General features: G+C 42.3%; 15 protein-coding genes. 7 read left to right on the forward strand and 8 right to left on the reverse strand.

The window, feature by feature from the left end; genetic code table 11:
- Positions 1–22: 22 nt before the first annotated feature.
- The 7 genes from folK to miaB form a co-directional block, all read right to left on the reverse strand.
- Positions 23–487, reverse strand: a complete 465-nt coding sequence (folK, locus tag C4S38_RS11820; RefSeq protein WP_103983876.1) for a 2-amino-4-hydroxy-6-hydroxymethyldihydropteridine diphosphokinase — start codon at positions 485–487, stop codon at positions 23–25.
- Positions 488–498: 11 nt separating this feature from the next.
- Positions 499–1,548, reverse strand: coding sequence for a tRNA preQ1(34) S-adenosylmethionine ribosyltransferase-isomerase QueA (gene queA, locus C4S38_RS11825; RefSeq protein ID WP_099463595.1), 1,050 nt, complete (start codon positions 1,546–1,548; stop codon positions 499–501).
- Between the two features lie 9 nt (positions 1,549–1,557).
- Positions 1,558–2,268, reverse strand: a complete 711-nt coding sequence (gene truB, locus C4S38_RS11830; protein WP_103983877.1) for a tRNA pseudouridine(55) synthase TruB — start codon at positions 2,266–2,268, stop codon at positions 1,558–1,560.
- The gene (locus C4S38_RS11835; protein WP_103983878.1) at positions 2,268–3,062 is read right to left on the reverse strand and encodes an undecaprenyl-diphosphate phosphatase; all 795 of its coding nucleotides are present in this window, start codon (positions 3,060–3,062) and stop codon (positions 2,268–2,270) included. Before C4S38_RS11835 ends, truB begins: the two co-directional genes overlap by 1 nt.
- Positions 3,059–3,295, reverse strand: a complete 237-nt coding sequence (locus tag C4S38_RS11840) for a DUF3098 domain-containing protein (protein ID WP_103983879.1) — start codon at positions 3,293–3,295, stop codon at positions 3,059–3,061. The genes C4S38_RS11835 and C4S38_RS11840 overlap by 4 nt, the downstream gene beginning before the upstream one ends.
- An 18-nt stretch (positions 3,296–3,313) precedes the next feature.
- A complete protein-coding gene (locus tag C4S38_RS11845; RefSeq protein WP_103983880.1) occupies positions 3,314–4,192 on the reverse strand; it encodes a cell division protein FtsX in 879 nt (292 codons plus the stop codon).
- A gap of 320 nt (positions 4,193–4,512) precedes the next feature.
- A complete protein-coding gene (gene miaB, locus C4S38_RS11850) occupies positions 4,513–5,886 on the reverse strand; it encodes a tRNA (N6-isopentenyl adenosine(37)-C2)-methylthiotransferase MiaB (RefSeq protein ID WP_103983881.1) in 1,374 nt (457 codons plus the stop codon).
- Between the two features lie 1,187 nt (positions 5,887–7,073).
- Here miaB and C4S38_RS11855 point away from each other — a divergent pair.
- The 7 genes from C4S38_RS11855 (at position 7,074) to C4S38_RS11885 (ending at position 14,238) form a co-directional block, all read left to right on the forward strand.
- Complete coding sequence (locus C4S38_RS11855; protein ID WP_103983882.1) at positions 7,074–7,532, forward strand: hypothetical protein; 459 nt, start codon at positions 7,074–7,076, stop codon at positions 7,530–7,532.
- 77 nt (positions 7,533–7,609) lie between these two features.
- Positions 7,610–9,106 carry an acetyl-CoA hydrolase/transferase family protein gene (locus C4S38_RS11860; protein ID WP_103983883.1) on the forward strand — a complete coding sequence of 499 codons (1,497 nt, stop codon included), beginning with the start codon at positions 7,610–7,612 and terminating at the stop codon, positions 9,104–9,106.
- A gap of 140 nt (positions 9,107–9,246) precedes the next feature.
- Positions 9,247–10,437, forward strand: coding sequence for a phosphate ABC transporter permease subunit PstC (gene pstC / locus C4S38_RS11865; protein ID WP_103983884.1), 1,191 nt, complete (start codon positions 9,247–9,249; stop codon positions 10,435–10,437).
- 5 nt (positions 10,438–10,442) lie between these two features.
- Positions 10,443–11,330, forward strand: coding sequence for a phosphate ABC transporter permease PstA (gene pstA / locus C4S38_RS11870; protein ID WP_103983885.1), 888 nt, complete (start codon positions 10,443–10,445; stop codon positions 11,328–11,330).
- Positions 11,331–11,340: 10 nt separating this feature from the next.
- Positions 11,341–12,093, forward strand: a complete 753-nt coding sequence (pstB, locus tag C4S38_RS11875) for a phosphate ABC transporter ATP-binding protein PstB (RefSeq protein WP_099463606.1) — start codon at positions 11,341–11,343, stop codon at positions 12,091–12,093.
- Between the two features lie 65 nt (positions 12,094–12,158).
- Positions 12,159–12,845, forward strand: a complete 687-nt coding sequence (phoU, locus tag C4S38_RS11880; protein WP_099463607.1) for a phosphate signaling complex protein PhoU — start codon at positions 12,159–12,161, stop codon at positions 12,843–12,845.
- Between the two features lie 196 nt (positions 12,846–13,041).
- Complete coding sequence (locus tag C4S38_RS11885) at positions 13,042–14,238, forward strand: porin (protein ID WP_394340850.1); 1,197 nt, start codon at positions 13,042–13,044, stop codon at positions 14,236–14,238.
- Here the strand turns inward: C4S38_RS11885 and C4S38_RS11890 are convergent.
- The gene (locus tag C4S38_RS11890; protein ID WP_103983886.1) at positions 14,235–16,679 is read right to left on the reverse strand and encodes a glycoside hydrolase family 95 protein; all 2,445 of its coding nucleotides are present in this window, start codon (positions 16,677–16,679) and stop codon (positions 14,235–14,237) included. The two genes, C4S38_RS11885 and C4S38_RS11890, sit on opposite strands and share 4 nt — an antisense overlap.
- Between the last annotated feature and the right edge of the window lie 28 nt (positions 16,680–16,707).

Raw genomic sequence — 16,707 nt, forward strand, 5'->3', positions numbered from 1 at the left:
TTATCTGTATTTACGGGTAAAATTATTTATACTTAAAACCGGCAAGTTCGGCAATTGTTTTATGAAAAACCGGATGAACCACATCCGGAGCTATCTCTGCCAACGGTTCCATCACAAAAGAACGTTTGTGCATTAGAGGATGAGGAATAGTAAGTTGCAAAGTCTGCATCACAATGTCGTCGTACATTAATATATCTATATCGATAATACGATCCTGATATGTACCATTACTTTTTTCCACACGCCCCATTTCAATCTCTATCAAGCGGGTTGCATCAAGCAGCTCTAATGGTGAAAGTAAGGAACGAAGCGCTAAAGCCGCATTCAAAAATGTATTTTCCGATTCAAAGCCCCAAGGCTCTGTTTCATATATATCAGAAAGGGCGAGAATATCTCCCACCCTTTCGGCTAACAACGCTGCCGCTGTTATTAAATTTCTTCGTTTATTTCCTATATTCGCTCCTAAACTAAGGTATGCTGTTGCCATTCGTAATATATTTACAGAATTAACATTGCATCACCATAGGCTCCAAAGCGATAGCCTTCTTTCAGAGCAACTTCATAAGCGTCCATTATCAGGTCGTAACCACCAAAAGAAGCAGTCATCATCAACAATGTAGACAATGGCATATGCAAGTTTGTCACCATGCTTGTAGCAACACTGAAATCATAAGGCGGGAAGATAAACTTATTCGTCCATCCCTCAAATTCCTTCAAATGGCCATCTGTGCTTACAGCTGTCTCAACAGCACGCATAACCGATGTCCCTACCGCACAAATCTGATGTCCGTCGTCTTTTGCCGTATTCACAATATTCACAACATCCGTATCAACAACCATTTGTTCCGAATCCATCTTATGTTTAGTCAGGTCTTCTACGTCTATTTCACGGAAGTTACCCAAACCCGAATGCAATGTAAGAAAAGCAAAACGGCAATCTTTTATCTCCAGGCGTTTCATTAACTCACGGCTAAAATGCAAAGCGGCTGCCGGAGCAACAACAGCGCCTTCTTCTGTTGCAAAAATATTCTGATAACGATCTTCATCATCTGCTTCTACCGGGCGGTCTATATACTTTGGAAGCGGAGTTTCGCCCAAAGCGTATAAAGCTTTCTTGAATTCGTCATGATTACCATCATATAAGAAACGAAGCGTACGGCCGCGTGAAGTAGTATTATCTATCACCTCTGCCACCATAGAATCGTCTTCACCGAAATACAATTTATTACCGATACGAATCTTACGGGCCGGATCCACCAGCACATCCCACAAACGTAATTCTTCATTCAGTTCACGTAATAAAAAGACTTCAATGCGTGCCCCCGTCTTTTCCTTGTTCCCATATAAACGTGCGGGAAATACTTTTGTATTATTGAAGATAAATACATCTTTTTCTCCGAAATAATTCAGTATATCTTTGAAAACATGATGTTCAATCTCTCCGGTCTTACGGTTTACGACCATCATTCTCGATTCATCTCTGTTATTTGTCGGATGCAATGCTATCTGTTCCGACGGCAAATTAAATTTGAATTTCGACAGCTTCATAATGCTATTCTATTTATTTTCTTTTATTTCTATATCTACATTCTTTTCCAGAAAATCATCTATATCTTCCGGCGACATGCACATATCCAAAGTAACATCACCAATTCGCGTACGCTCTAATGCAACCAGATGGGCACCCGAGTGTAATGCAACCCCGATATCACGGGCTAAAGCACGAATATATGTGCCTTTACTACACACAACCCGTATTTTTACTATCGGCAAATTACATTCCAGCAATTCCATTTCATCTATCACCAATGTTTTTGCTTTCAACTCTACCTTTTCCCCTTTACGGGCCAGTTCATACGCTCGCTTTCCCTCAATCTTGCAAGCAGAAAAGACCGGCGGTATCTGTTGTATCGTTCCCACAAACGATTGCAAAACATCTTCCACCATCTTACAAGTAATATGCTCTGTCGGATAAACCCCGTCTACCTCTTTTTCCAGATCAAAAGAAGGAGTGGTTTCACCCAATTTCAGGGTTGCCACATACTCTTTCGTCTGATATTGAAGTTCATCAATTCTTTTAGTAGCCCTACCCGTACACACGATCATCACACCTGTTGCCAACGGATCAAGCGTACCGGCATGTCCCACCTTTATTTTCTTCACCTTAAGTTTACGCGATAATTTATAGCGAAACTTATTTACCAAATCAAAAGAAGTCCACCGCAGTGGCTTATTAAAACAAAGAACCTCTCCTGCAATAAAATCCATTAAACAAGCGAATATATAATCGTAAATAATCCGGCAACCACACAGTAATAAGCAAAATAAATAAGCTTTCCATTCTTCACCAGATTAATCATCCATCTACAAGCGATCGCTCCCGATACGAAAGCTGCTATAAAACCAGTGATCAAAGCAACTGACGATATTCCTGACTCTTCAGGAGAAAAACCACCTTTCATCAGATCCAGAAAGGCTTCTCCTAAAATCGGAATAATCACCATCAGAAAAGAAAACTTAGCAACCTGCTCTTTCTTATCGCCTAACAAAAGTCCGGTCGCAATTGTTGAACCCGAACGCGATAAGCCCGGCAATACTGCACAAGCCTGTGCTATACCGATAATAAATGCATCTTTAAAAGATATTTCTTCTTTCTGGCGCGGTTTTGCATAATAAGAAAATGCCAGCAACGCAGCCGTAACAAGAAGCATGCAGCCTACTATCAACAATCCGCTGCCAAATATTTCTTCCACATAATCTTTAAAGAAAACGCCCACAATTCCAACCGGAATCATAGACAATAATATTTTACAGACTGTCTTTGTTCCTTCATTCCATTTAAAGGAGAAAAAGGACTTGAACAAGAAGGACACTTCGCTCCACAAAACCACAATGGTGCTCAACACTGTAGCAGCATGCACCGCTACGGCAAATGTCAGATTCTCTTCTCCCTGAATACCAAACAGAGCGCTACCTATGGCCAGATGTCCGCTACTGCTAACCGGCAAAAACTCAGTAAGACCTTGTATTATACCCAAGATTAATGCTTCAAACCAGCTCATTCGGCTACTTCTTTACTTTTCTTCAGTATGCCGAAAATCATAATTACAAAGCCCAATACAGTCACAATCGGAGCGACAACAATACGGCGGGTACTAAATATTTCCGGGTTAAAAGAAACTCCGTCTACAGAGCCACCACCACTCATCAACATAAAGCCCACAACAATAAATACGATTGCAATTGCAATCAGTATAAAATTTTCTTTACCAAATGCAAAATCTCTCTTTGCCATCTTTCTATCTCTCTAATATTATATATAATACAATTTATCAACGCCCATTCTGAGATATTTGTTCACCGCAAATATTGTTGCTACGACAGATAATAAAATCCCTAATCCCAACACGGCAGCATATACAATAAGCAACGATTGAACATCCAATATCTGAATGAAACCTTTCAATTCATTCTGTAGATAGTATAACGCACCGGTCAACATCAATATTGCAAGTATAGATGCAAAAATACCACTTATCACATTATACCTTACAAAAGGTCTGCGAATAAAGCCGGGCGTAGCACCAACCAACTTCATTGTATGGATAAGGAAACGCTTCGAATAAATAAGTAAACGAATCGTATTACTGATAAGGACAAAGGATATGCACATCAGTACAACCGCCAATGTCAGCAATATTATTCCAACCCGCTTCATATTATTATGAACCATTTCCATCATATCCTTACGATAAAGCAAATCTGTAACAGAAGTATAGGTTCTTATTTGTTTCTCTATCAGTTTGAGGCTATCTGGATTAGCATATTCCGAATGCAGTTTTACCTCCATAGATGCTTGCAGCGGGTTAAAACCAAGAAAAGTCTCGGGATTTTCGCCAAGCTCTTCTTCCAATTCCTTTGCAGCTTGTTCTTTCGAAATATATTCTGTTGATTTAATAAAAGGCAATGCATCCAGACTTTTTTGCATTCGCTTAATATCGGCTTCCTTCTGGTTATCTTTTAACAATATGGAAAATGCTATATTTTCTTTTACATAAACAGAAAGCTTATTACTTAATAATCCCATCAAGAGAATCAGTCCTAACAAGAAAAGCACCAATGCTATACTGATTACAGAAGTAAGACGAGAATTAAAGAAAGATACAGTACTAACCTTTTTATTTTCAGCCATCAGACACGCTCTTAATTGAATTAAATAAATTGGGGAGATGCGTAAAGAGAACACACCTCCCAATTTTTCTGCAAAAGAACGAATTATTTGCGTAACGCCATACGTATTTACAAATCTTTAACCATAGAGAATTACTTCTTACATAAGAATCAATACCGTTTTTTTAATATTGGAATCCTCTACTTTTAGGCTGAAGTACGGGAAGAATTATTCTTTTGAGCCGCCCAAAATCAATTTTGACCTAGCTAAAAATTAATTTCGACCTGGGTCAAAATCAAATTCCACCCAGGTCAAAAACAAAAAACATCCTATACTTTTGATTAATTATCTACGGGTTCCCCGAATAAAGTAGCCGAAGATGCACGTAATATCCTCACTTTGATAAATTGTCCGACGTGATAGTTCCTCTTATCAAAGATTACCACTTTATTCTGGCTTGTACGGCCAAACAACTGTTCTCTTGAGCGTTTAGAGAAACCTTCAATCAAAACTTCGAATTCTTTACCTATATCACGCAGATTACTTTCTTCGGAAAGTTTATTTTGCAAATCGATCATACCTTGCAAGCGGCGTACCTTTTCTTCTTCAGGAACATCGTCAGCCAAATGCTTTGAAGCATAAGTACCCGGACGTTCAGAGTATTTGAAAAGAAATGCACTGTCATATCCCACTTCTCGCATTAAAGACAATGTTTCCTGGTAATCTTCCTCTGTCTCCGAATGGAAACCACAAAACAAATCGGTAGAGATTGCACAATCAGGAAGGATACGGCGGATAGCCGCAATACGATCCAAATACCATTCGCGCGTATATTTACGGTTCATAACCTTCAGCATACGCGAACTTCCGGACTGAGCCGGCAAATGAATATACCTACATATATTAGTATGAGCAGCTATCACGCGCAATGTATCATCACTCATATCTTTTGGGTGGGAGGTGACAAAACGAATACGCATATCAGGAGCAGCCAGGGCTACTTGCTCCAACAGAACAGGAAATGTTATCTGCTGCCCGTCTTTTTCAAACAAATAGGAGTTCACATTTTGTCCCAGCAATGTTACTTCCTTAAAACCTTTCTGACGCATATCCTGTATTTCATTCAATATACTTTCAACATCACGGCTTCTTTCACGTCCACGCGTATAAGGAACGATACAATAGGAACAAAAGTTATTACACCCGCGCATAATGGAAACAAATCCGCCGATATTCACACCACCCAACTTTAAAGGAATTACATCCTTATATGTTTCCTGTGTCGACAATTCCACATTAATTGCTTTTTCTCCATGCTCTACGGCACCAATCAGATTTGGTAAATCCATATAAGAGTCCGGGCCAGCAACCAAATCTACGCGATGTTCATTTATCAACTCCTCCTTAACCCGCTCAGCCATACAACCCAATACACCAACAATAAGCGACTTCTTCTTACGCTTTAACGATTGAAAATACTGCAAACGTCCATAAATACGTTGTTCGGCATTATCACGCACAGAACAGGTATTTACAAAAATTGCATCTGCTTCTTCAATATTTTCCGTCATGGAATAACCATCCATCTGCATGATAGAAGCCACAACCTCACTGTCAGCAACATTCATCTGACATCCGTAAGTCTCAATAAACAATTTCTTTTCTTCATTTACGACAGCAGATTTTAAGTCTGCGCCATTTTCTTGTTCAATCATCTTAATTACTAATAAAGTTTAAATAATAATTTCTCTAAAAAATAAACGAGAGAATATTTGCATGATTCAAATTACACGCTTATATTTGCATACGAAAAACGTAAATTTTTTCATAGTTAAGGTTTTGGTTAAATCAAATAAGGGTGGCTGTGAAGTTACCCTTATTTACTTTTATACCAGTCTGTTGATTTACTTTTCAATAATTATTCCTACATCTAAAGTGCAAAAACAATAAATGCTATTTAATCGAGTGATCTTCAAACCTTTTGACAGTCTAATATCTTCCTTCTGAAATTTTGGTAAAGATACTGGCAAACTTCCATTCCACAAAACGATAAACAAATAAAAAAACATAGCTCTCTATTCCGTTCAAAACTTGTTGTAAAATAGCAATATGATAAAAAGCGTCTAGATATTACTATCCAGACGCTCCTAAACTTAACTATGAAAAATTTATATTTTTACAGGATAAACATACGACTTATCTCAATTTGTTATTCATAAGATCATATATTACTCAGTATAAAGTTTACATCTTCAATAATTAATATGTAGAAGCCCGGTTCTATCAGCTCATAAAACCGGGCTTCTCGCCATAACCTACTTTACTTCTTCGCCTTTTTCATGATTCCTAAATTTTTAATTAAACAATCTATTCATACCAATTCGTTGATAAATATAGTACAAGGGAAAACCAAACTACCATACCGTCACAGGAAGGGCGGTCAATCGGCAACTTTATAAACTAAGACCATGAAAATTAACAAGACCGGGAAACGACCAGTGAAGACCGTAATTTTCCTACAAACGTCATTACCGGAACTTACGAACAGGTGTATGTAGATGTCAAATTTAGTGATGGCGAAGAAAGAGAAGTAATAATGCTAATACAACTCAACTTCAGTAAATAACGTAATAAAAGAGTGAATCACACTTCCAAAAGTCGTAACCTTCGGAACTCCGGATATAACCACTTTTTATTATGGCAAAGGTAAATAATTTAAAATAAGCGGAGGAACATATTGTAAAAGCGTAGAAAAAAAGAATCAAGGGATCTGTTTTATGCCAATGTCCAACATATTAAAAAATTGCAAAGCATTGAAGTTCAGAAAAAAGTTGTATTTTTGTCTAACTCTATTAGCAAAAACATAGTGTTTTAGCGTACGAAGTAAAAAATAATCAAAGTTATGGATAACGCAGGTGATTGGATATATATTGTTTTCCTAATCATTGCCGGAGTTAGCGGTTTGCTTAGCTCCGGAAAGGAAAAAAAACAGTCAAAGAATATACTTGGACGGCCGGGCAACGATATACCGGAAGACTCAGAACCGTCCCAGGAAAAAGGATTCTGGGAGATATTACAAGAAATGCAGGAGGAAAAACCTCAACCAGCCGCCCCCGATCAACCCCAAACAGTGATTAAGAACAGGCCAAACAAACAACAACAATTTTCTCAACCGGCAAAAACAGCAGTCCATCCCCCCTTTTTATCCGGAGAAAATATTCCGGAATCTAGTAAGGCTGCACCAATCTCAATACTACAACAGGAAGAAGAAAACGGCATTATACCGGAACAAACATTTACAGATATGGCAGAATTACGAAAAGCAATTATTTGCTCCGAGATTCTTAACCGTAAATATTAGTTACATCGTATTTTATATGTAATTTTGCGCCCGGATTTTAAACCGAAAGATTCACTACAAAATAAAAACAAATTATCATGGCATTAAAATTTATCACAGCTGAAGAAGCTGCTGCATTTGTTCATCACGATGATAATGTAGGCTTCAGCGGTTTTACACCAGCCGGCTGCCCGAAAGTCGTTCCAGGTGCTATCGCTAAAAAAGCTGCAGAAGAACACGCAAAAGGCAACCCTTTCCAAATCGGAATGTTTACAGGAGCCTCAACAGGAGACAAGCTTGACGGACAACTGGCACGTGCAAACGCAATCAAATTCCGTACTCCTTACCAGTCAAACAAAGACTTGCGCAACCTTCTAAACTCACACGGTGCCCAATACTTTGATATGCACTTATCGGAATTGGCACAAAACATGCGTTATGGCTTCCTGGGAAAAGTAGACGTTGCCATTGTTGAAGCTGCAGATGTAACAGAAAACGGCGAAATCGTTCCCACTTGTGGTGTTGGTATTTTACCTACTATCTGCCGCATGGCCGACCGCATCATTGTAGAATTAAACAGCCGTCATCCAAAAGAAATTCGCGGTATGCACGACATCTACGAACCGGCAGATCCTCCTTATCGTCGTGAAATCCCTATTTATACTCCATCCGACCGTATCGGTAGTGATTGTGTAAAGGTTGATCCGGCAAAGATCGTCGGCATTGTTAAAACAGACGAACCGAACGAAGGTGGTGCTTTCGCTCCGCTGGATGATGTTACAATGGCTATTGGTAAGAATGTTGCCAACTTCTTAGTAAGTGAAATTAAAGCGGGACGTTTACCAAAAGAATTTGTCCCCCTCCAGAGCGGCGTAGGAAATGTTGCCAATGCAGTATTAGGCTGTATGGGTGAAAACAAAGATATTCCGGCATTCAACGTATATACCGAAGTTATCCAGGATGCTGTTATCGGTCTGATGAAACAAGGCCGCGTTAAGTTTGCCAGCGGTTGTTCTTTGTCTGTAAGCAACGAAGTGATCCGCGAAATTTATGCCAACCTGGATTTCTTCAAAGACAAACTATTGCTTCGCCCACAAGAGATATCAAACAATCCGGAAGTTGCCCGCCGCTTAGGCCTAATTGCTATCAACACGGCTCTGGAAGCGGATATTTTCGGAAATATCAACTCTACACACGTATCAGGCACCAAGATGATGAATGGTATCGGTGGCTCGGGAGACTTTACCCGTTCGGCCATGTTATCCATTTTCACAACACCTTCTACAGCAAAAGAAGGCAAGATCAGTGCATTTGTACCTATGGTTTCCCACCTCGATCACAGCGAACATTCTGTAAAGATCATCATCACAGAATACGGTGTAGCCGACTTGCGTGGCAAATCGCCAATCCAACGTGCAAATTGTATTATCGACAATTGTGTTCATCCGGATTACAAGCCATTATTGAAAGAGTATCTGGCAATGGGAATAAAAGGGCATACGCCTCAAAACCTGAAATGCTGTTTTGCTTTCCACGAAGAACTGGCAGCAAGCGGAGACATGCACAATGTAGATTGGAGTAAATATAATAAATAAGGACTCAACACAGACGGGCGTAAAACTGCACCCGTCTGTGTAATCCGAATGTAACATTCTTGAAATACATCTTTCAAACCCATTTAATACCGTCTTAACATCCGTACCGTTCCTTTGCGCTAGAATAAAGAGCAAAGAATGTGAGAAAGTTTATAGAAAAACTAGTTGAAGGAGGGTTACTGATAAGCGGCAGCATAAGCAGCCTCGCTATTTTACTTATAATTGTCTTCCTTTTCAAAGAAGCCGGGGGATTATTCAATAGCCCGGTCGTAGAAGAAGGTTATGTACTTGCCCTTAATAAAGACAATCCTGTAAAGCATTTATCGCCGGAAAAGATCATGGACGTTTTCGATGCCGAAATAACCAATTGGAAAGAATTGGGCGGTAAAGATGAAGATATTCTTGTATTCCGCTTCTCCGACCTTACCAACTACTATCCGGAAGAAGAACTTGGCGATGAATTCCAATACGTTCCTGATAAAATAAGCGAACTGGTCAATAAAGAACCCGGCATTATTGCATTCTTCCCCCAACAATATCTGGCTAAAGACTTTCAAGGCACAGTAATCTCGGGTGACAAAATTACACCTGCCGATTTCTTTGCCGGAACCGAATGGTATCCTACCTCAACCCCTGCGCCGATTTTCGGATTGATTCCGCTTTTGCTCGGTACATTATTAGTTAGTATCGGAGCTATTATAATAGCCCTTCCTTTCGGACTGGCCGTTGCCATTTACCTGGCCGAGATAGCCAATATCAAGACACGTTCTTTCCTGAAACCGGTAATTGAATTGCTTGCAGGCATTCCCTCGGTTGTATATGGTTTCTTCGGACTGGTAGTCATCGTGCCTCTCATACAAAAAATATTAGACCTGCCCGTAGGAGAAACCGCCTTTGCCGGTAGCGTGGTATTAGCAATCATGGCATTACCTACCATTATCACTGTAGCAGAAGATGCCATGCGTACCACTCCACGGGCTATGAAAGAAGCAAGTCTGGCTCTGGGGGCAACTCAATGGCAGACTATTTATAAGGTAATCATACCTTACTCCATATCCGGTATTACTTCGGCCGTAGTATTAGGTATAGGACGCGCGATAGGCGAAACAATGGCCGTATTGATGGTAACAGGTAATGCGGCTATCATTCCAACCTCATTCTTTGAGCCGGTACGTACCATTCCCGCTACAATTGCGGCAGAGTTAGGAGAAGCTCCGGCAGGAGGCGCCCATTACGAAGCCCTTTTCTTACTGGGAGCCGTGTTGTTTATCATCACACTGGTACTAAGTATTACCGTAGAATATATCTCATCAAAACGTAAAATCAAATAAAAGATATGACACCTATACAGCATTTGGGAAATATAGACCGCAAGAAACGTTTGTCGCAAAAGACAGCTTTCGGTTCCTTCACCTTCCTCAGTTATTCTGTAGTTGCGATTTTGTTTGTGATTCTTGGCTTCATCATTATTAAAGGAGCCAGTGTTATCAGTTGGGATTTCCTCACTACCGCACCGGAAGAAGGCATGACTGCCGGAGGAATCTACCCGGCTATTGCAGGTACACTCTATCTGGTATTAGGCAGCAGCCTTATCAGTTTCCCTATTGGCATTATGAGTGGTATCTATATGAACGAATATGCAACCAACGGCAAGATCGTACGTTTTATCCGCATTATGACAAATAACCTGAGCGGTGTGCCTTCGGTAGTATTCGGCTTGTTTGGCATGGCATTGTTTGTGAACACGCTGGGGTGGGGCGACTCCATTATAGCCGGTTCATTCACATTGGCGTTGATGTCTCTGCCGCTCATTATCCGCACCACGGAGGAAGCTCTTAAAAGCATTGACGATTCCTTCCGTCACGGAAGCCTGGCTCTGGGAGCAACCAAATTACAGACAATCCGCCGTGTGGTTCTTCCTATGGCTTTCCCTAATATCATCACCGGGCTGATACTCTCGATCGGACGTGTGTCGGGCGAAACGGCTCCTATCCTTTTCACGGTAGCTGCTTACTTCCTGCCCCATCTTCCCAAGAGTATATTCGACCAGTGTATGGCTTTGCCCTACCATTTGTATGTGATCTCAACCAGCGGAACCGATATCGAAGCTTCGCGCGGAATGGCATACGGAACGGCTTTGGTACTGATTGCGATTGTATTGGTTGTAAACCTGCTGGCAAATGCCTTACGCAACTATTTTGCCAAGAAAGTAAAAATGAATTAAGAACAAGATTATGATAAAGATTGATGCTCAAAACGTAGACTTTTATTATGGCGACTTTCATGCACTGAAACATATCTCGATGCAGATTGAAGCACACACATCGGTAGCCTTTATCGGCCCATCGGGTTGCGGCAAGTCTACCTTCCTCCGCCTGTTTAACCGGATGAACGATTTGATACCCGATACGCACCTTACCGGAAATGTTTTCATAGACGGGCGGAACATCTACGATAAGAGTGAAAAAGTAGACCAACTGCGAAAAAACGTAGGTATGGTATTCCAGAAACCCAACCCTTTCCCAAAGACTATTTATGAAAACGTGGCATACGGTCTTCGTGTAAATGGCATCAATGATGAATCGTACATCGAGGAAACTGTTGTGAAGACCATCAAACAAGTAGCTCTTTGGGATGAAGTAAAAGATAAACTGCGCGAATCGGCATTCGCACTTTCGGGAGGCCAGCAACAGCGCCTTTGTATTGCGCGTGCCCTGGCCATTTCGCCATCCATTCTGCTGATGGACGAACCGACTTCGGCACTCGACCCTATTTCGACCGGCAAGATCGAAGACCTGATACATGAATTGAAAGAGCAATATACCATCGTAATTGTTACCCACAACATGCAACAGGCAGCCCGTGTAAGCGATAAAACCGGCTACTTCTACCTGGGGGAATTAATCGAATATGGCGATACGCGTAAAATATTCACCAATCCGGAAAAGGAATCGACACAGAACTATATAACCGGACGTTTCGGGTAACCGGCGGCTGAGGAGTCTGAGGAGTTTAGCAGTCAGAGAGTAGTTAAGTAATAATTAAATGGGATATGAAAGTAATAGAACATGAAATAGTATCATTAAAGAATAGCGTCAGCGAAATGTGGAGCCTTGTTCATCAACAGATTTACAATGCAGGCGAAGCCATGCTGACCGGCGACAAAGAACTGGCCTACAAAGTAATCAGCCGCGAACGCCGCGTAAATGCCTTCGAACTGAAGATAGACAGCGATTGCGAAGACATCATTGCCCTTTATGCACCGGTAGCTATAGATCTACGTTTTGTGCTTGCCATGTACAAGATCAATACAAACCTGGAGCGCCTGGGCGACTTTGCCGAAAGCATTGCCCGCTTTACCTGCAACCTGCCCGAGAGTGAGCCTATCGATCCGCAACTTATCAAAGAGACACGCGTACAAGAAATGCTCGACCAACTTCTCGAAATGATCTCCCTGGCACAAGAAGCATTCGACAAGGAAAGCTCCGAAATCGCTTCACGCATCTTCATAAAAGATAATCTGATAGACGAAATCAACCACCATTCCACTACAACCATTGCCAAATATATCGAACAACATCCCGGCAGTGCATTGGCAGGACTATATATGGCCGGCGTCATCCGCAAAATGGAACGCTTCGGAGACCATTGTACAAACATTGCCGAAGAACTCATCTTCTATCTGGATGCAAAGGTGATGAAACACATGGGAAAGACAGAGAAAGAGACCGAAAAATAGTCGCACCGCAAAGCAGAAACAAGACTATTTTTGGTGGGACACTGTCACGCGGTAAGGTGAGACACTGTCACGCGGTAAGGTGGGACACTGCCACGCGGTAAGGTGGGACACGGTCACCTTATAAGCAGGAAGAGTTCCCACATTATTTAGTACCTTTGCCCCCGTAAACAAAACAAGAAAACAAGGTAAAGGTACAATGATACGACTATCCGTCCTTCTTCTCCCGGTCCTTTTAGCAGGCATGGGAGTAATGCCGGCAAAGGCACAAGCTCCAATTCCGGAAAGAGATTCCACAACTGTTTCTCTTTTCGAGTATGCGACGAAAATACCAAAACGCAACAACGCATTCAACCTCGACCTTGAAATACACGCCGGGTTCAATGCAGACTTCTTGTCCGGCAAGCCGGACGAAGCCGCTTTCGGCATGAAAGATATTAAAGTGGATATAAACGGTGAGGTAAACGACCGTCTTTTTTACTGGTACCGCCAGAAGTTAAACGCCGGATATGAAAACCAACCACTCGAAAACCTGAACGAATCTATCGAATATGCATTAATCGGTTACAAGCTATCCGATAAGTTCACGTTGATAGCCGGCAAGCAGGAAATATTCTTCGGAGGCTACGAATATGACGAAAACCCTTTACTGATTTATGAATACAGCGACATAAACGAATACCTGCCTTGCTACTTTACGGGCTTAAGCCTGGGGTACGAAGCCAGCCGGTCGCAAGAAATCAGGCTGCAGGTAACCAATAGCCGCCTGGGATCAATGGAAGACGACTTTGGCCGCCTGCCCGACGGAATAAAGAAACCGAAAGTCCCCTTGTATTATACATTGAACTGGGACAGCAGTTATCTGGATGAACTAATCAACCTCCGCTATTCCGTTTCGGCAGCCCAGCAGGCACAAGGCAAATACATGTACAACTTCTTTGCCGGGCAGAATATAGATGCAGAGCCTTTCTATGCCTACTTTGACGTAATGTATTCACGTGGAGCATTAGATCCCTTAGGATTAATTACGGAGCTGACGCCAACGGATGAAGAAGATGAAATCCCCATAAGAGCTAAGAATTGCGACTATCTCTCGCTGGTAGCCGAAGTGCAATGCCGTCTCCATCCGAAGTGGAAGCTATTTGCCAAGGGGATGTATGAAACAGGTTCGGTCTACAAATCCAGCGAAGGGCTTGAAAAAGGGAAATATCGTACCGCATGGGGGTATCAGGGAGGAATCGAGTTTTATCCGATGGCAGACGACAACTTGCATATTTTCCTTACCGCAATAGGACGGGCTTACAATCTGACGGAAAAAGCAAAGGCGCTTAGTGCCTCTCCCGAAAACACCGCACGCCTTTCTATAGGTTTTATTTACCGCCTGCCTCTGTATTAAAAGGCCAAGAGCAAATTATCACCTGCCTGCAAATCGACAGACAGCATGCCATCAACAACAGGAAGCGAAACCGCTTTTTGATTCTTCTTTATGCTCAGGTTTGACGAATCGGCAGGCAGCTTAATACGGAATATTCCTGCAACATCGGCTTTCAGGCTTGCTTCTGCCAACCGGTTCTCAACCCATCTAGCCGAAACTTCACCGCCACCGAGTACTTTCAGACCTTTAAAGCTGCCATTCTTCCAGACAGACGGCAAAGCCGGGAGCAATTCTATATAGCCGTTTTGGCTCTGTACCAGCATTTCTGCAATTCCGGCACAACCACCCAGATTACCATCGATCTGAAAAGGAGGATGGGCACAGAACAAATTAGGATACGTACCTCCGCCATTCACCATATTGGTTCCCTGGTCTACACAAGGATGAAGCAAATCGCCCAGCAGTTTATAAGCATGATCGCCATCATGCAGCCGCGCCCAGAAATTGATCTTCCACGCCATCGACCAGCCGGTGCTTTGGTCGCCCCGGGCAGCCAAACTCTTACGGGCGGCTTCCGCCAGTTGCGGAGTCTTTGTTACTGAAATCTCATTGGCCGGATATAGCCCGTAAAGGTGGGAAACATGACGGTGGTGCGGTTCCGATTCTTCATAAGGTTCGAGCCATTCCATGATACGACCGTCGGCACCAATCGTCGTCGGCATCAGCCGGGCACGCTTTTCGGCCAGTTCCTGTACGAATGCAGTATCTATGTTCAAGATTGTTGCAGCATCCATTGTATTGGTAAACAACTCACGCAATATCTGATTGTCCATTGTAGAACCGGCACAAACGCTTACGACATTTCCATTCGGTAACTTATAGCCATTCTCCGGAGAAGTAGTAGGGGCGGTTACCAGATATTTGGAACGCGGGTCTTGCACCAGCATATCGACAAAGAAAAGAGCCGCTCCCTTCATTACAGGATAAACTTCACGCAGATAGGCGGTATCTTTCGTATAGAGATAATGTGTATATAAATGCTCGCACAACCAGGCTGCAGAAGTATTCGTAGCTCCCCAGGAAGGATGTTCGCCCGGTGCGGTAAACTCCCAGAGATTGCCTAAAATATGTGTCACCCAACCACGGGCATTGTAAAAAGACTTTGCCGTACGTTCGCCGCTGGCAACCTGCTGTTTTGTCCATTCTATCAAGGGAAGGTGCAACTCTGACAAATTCGTCACTTCAGCCGGCCAGTGATTCATCTGAAAGTTTATGTTTAAATGATAATCGCCGTTCCAGGGAGTATCTATCGTATTAGCCCATAGCCCCTGCAAATTAGGAGGTAAAGACCCGGGACGCGTAGATGATATCAGCAAATAACGCCCGAACTGGAAATACAAAGCGGCAAGTGCCGTATCCTTCGTCTTGCCCGTATCTGCGGCAAATGCCTGCAAACGTTCGTTCATTGGCAGTTTCTCATTCACAGAATTACCCAAATCCAACTCCACACGTTCGAACAATTTACGGTAAGAAGCCAAATGTTCCTTCTTCAATAACGAATAGTCTTTCTTTTCTGCATTTGCCAACAAAGTCGATATCTGGTTCCGATAGCCTTTATCAAAATAGTCGGTTGCCATACTTACCAGAATAATCGCTTCCGACGCATTCTGCACTGTTACTGTAGAATCTCCCGCCACAATCCGGCCACCTTTAGGTAAAACAACTCTGGCGCGTGATTCATATTGTGTTCCACGCATGACGGCAGTATCTATTCCGTCCGGCAACTGGCCACGCATAACCAGATCATTGCCTTCCGTTGAAACACTATAATGTTCGGGGCGCGACATAGCCAGTGTAAAATTCAATGCCTTATCAACGTCTGCAACCAAATGGACAACCCCTATATCTCCGGCAAAAGAAGTAAAAGCTTCGCGCAAATAATTGACACCGCCCCGTTGAAACGAAACGGAAGCTATCGCATCGTTCAAATTCAATTCTCTCCTATAAACCGAAACTGTATCATTGTTAGCATAATTGTAATTCAAATAAAGATTCCCAAGTAACTGGTAAGTCCCGTAAGGAGAGTCAGCACCTTTACCATAATTACTTCCCGTACCTTTACAAACAAATGATTTGTACATCAATTCTTGCGCATCATCATTCCGGCCTTCAAACAACGCCTTACGAATACCGGCCAAAGACGAATATGCATCCGGGTTATCCGTATCTTGCTTACTTCCGGACCACATCGAAATCTCATTCAATATAATATTCTCCTTATCTATCCCGCCATCCGGCATCATACCTAACCGGCCATTGCCCAACGGAAAAGTTTCTTCCCATATACAGGCCGGTTGATCAAAATGATAAGACAAAGATTTATTCTTGCTTACCTCGGGAAGCCGGTCGCAAGACAAAAGCAAAAAGATTGTGATCAATGCCAGGAAGTAGTTTGTTTTCATGCGTTTTTATTTTAAGTTGGATTTTAAG

Origin of the sequence: Parabacteroides chinchillae, from assembly GCF_900108035.1 — a bacterium.
In the GTDB taxonomy this organism is placed as follows: domain Bacteria; phylum Bacteroidota; class Bacteroidia; order Bacteroidales; family Tannerellaceae; genus Parabacteroides; species Parabacteroides chinchillae.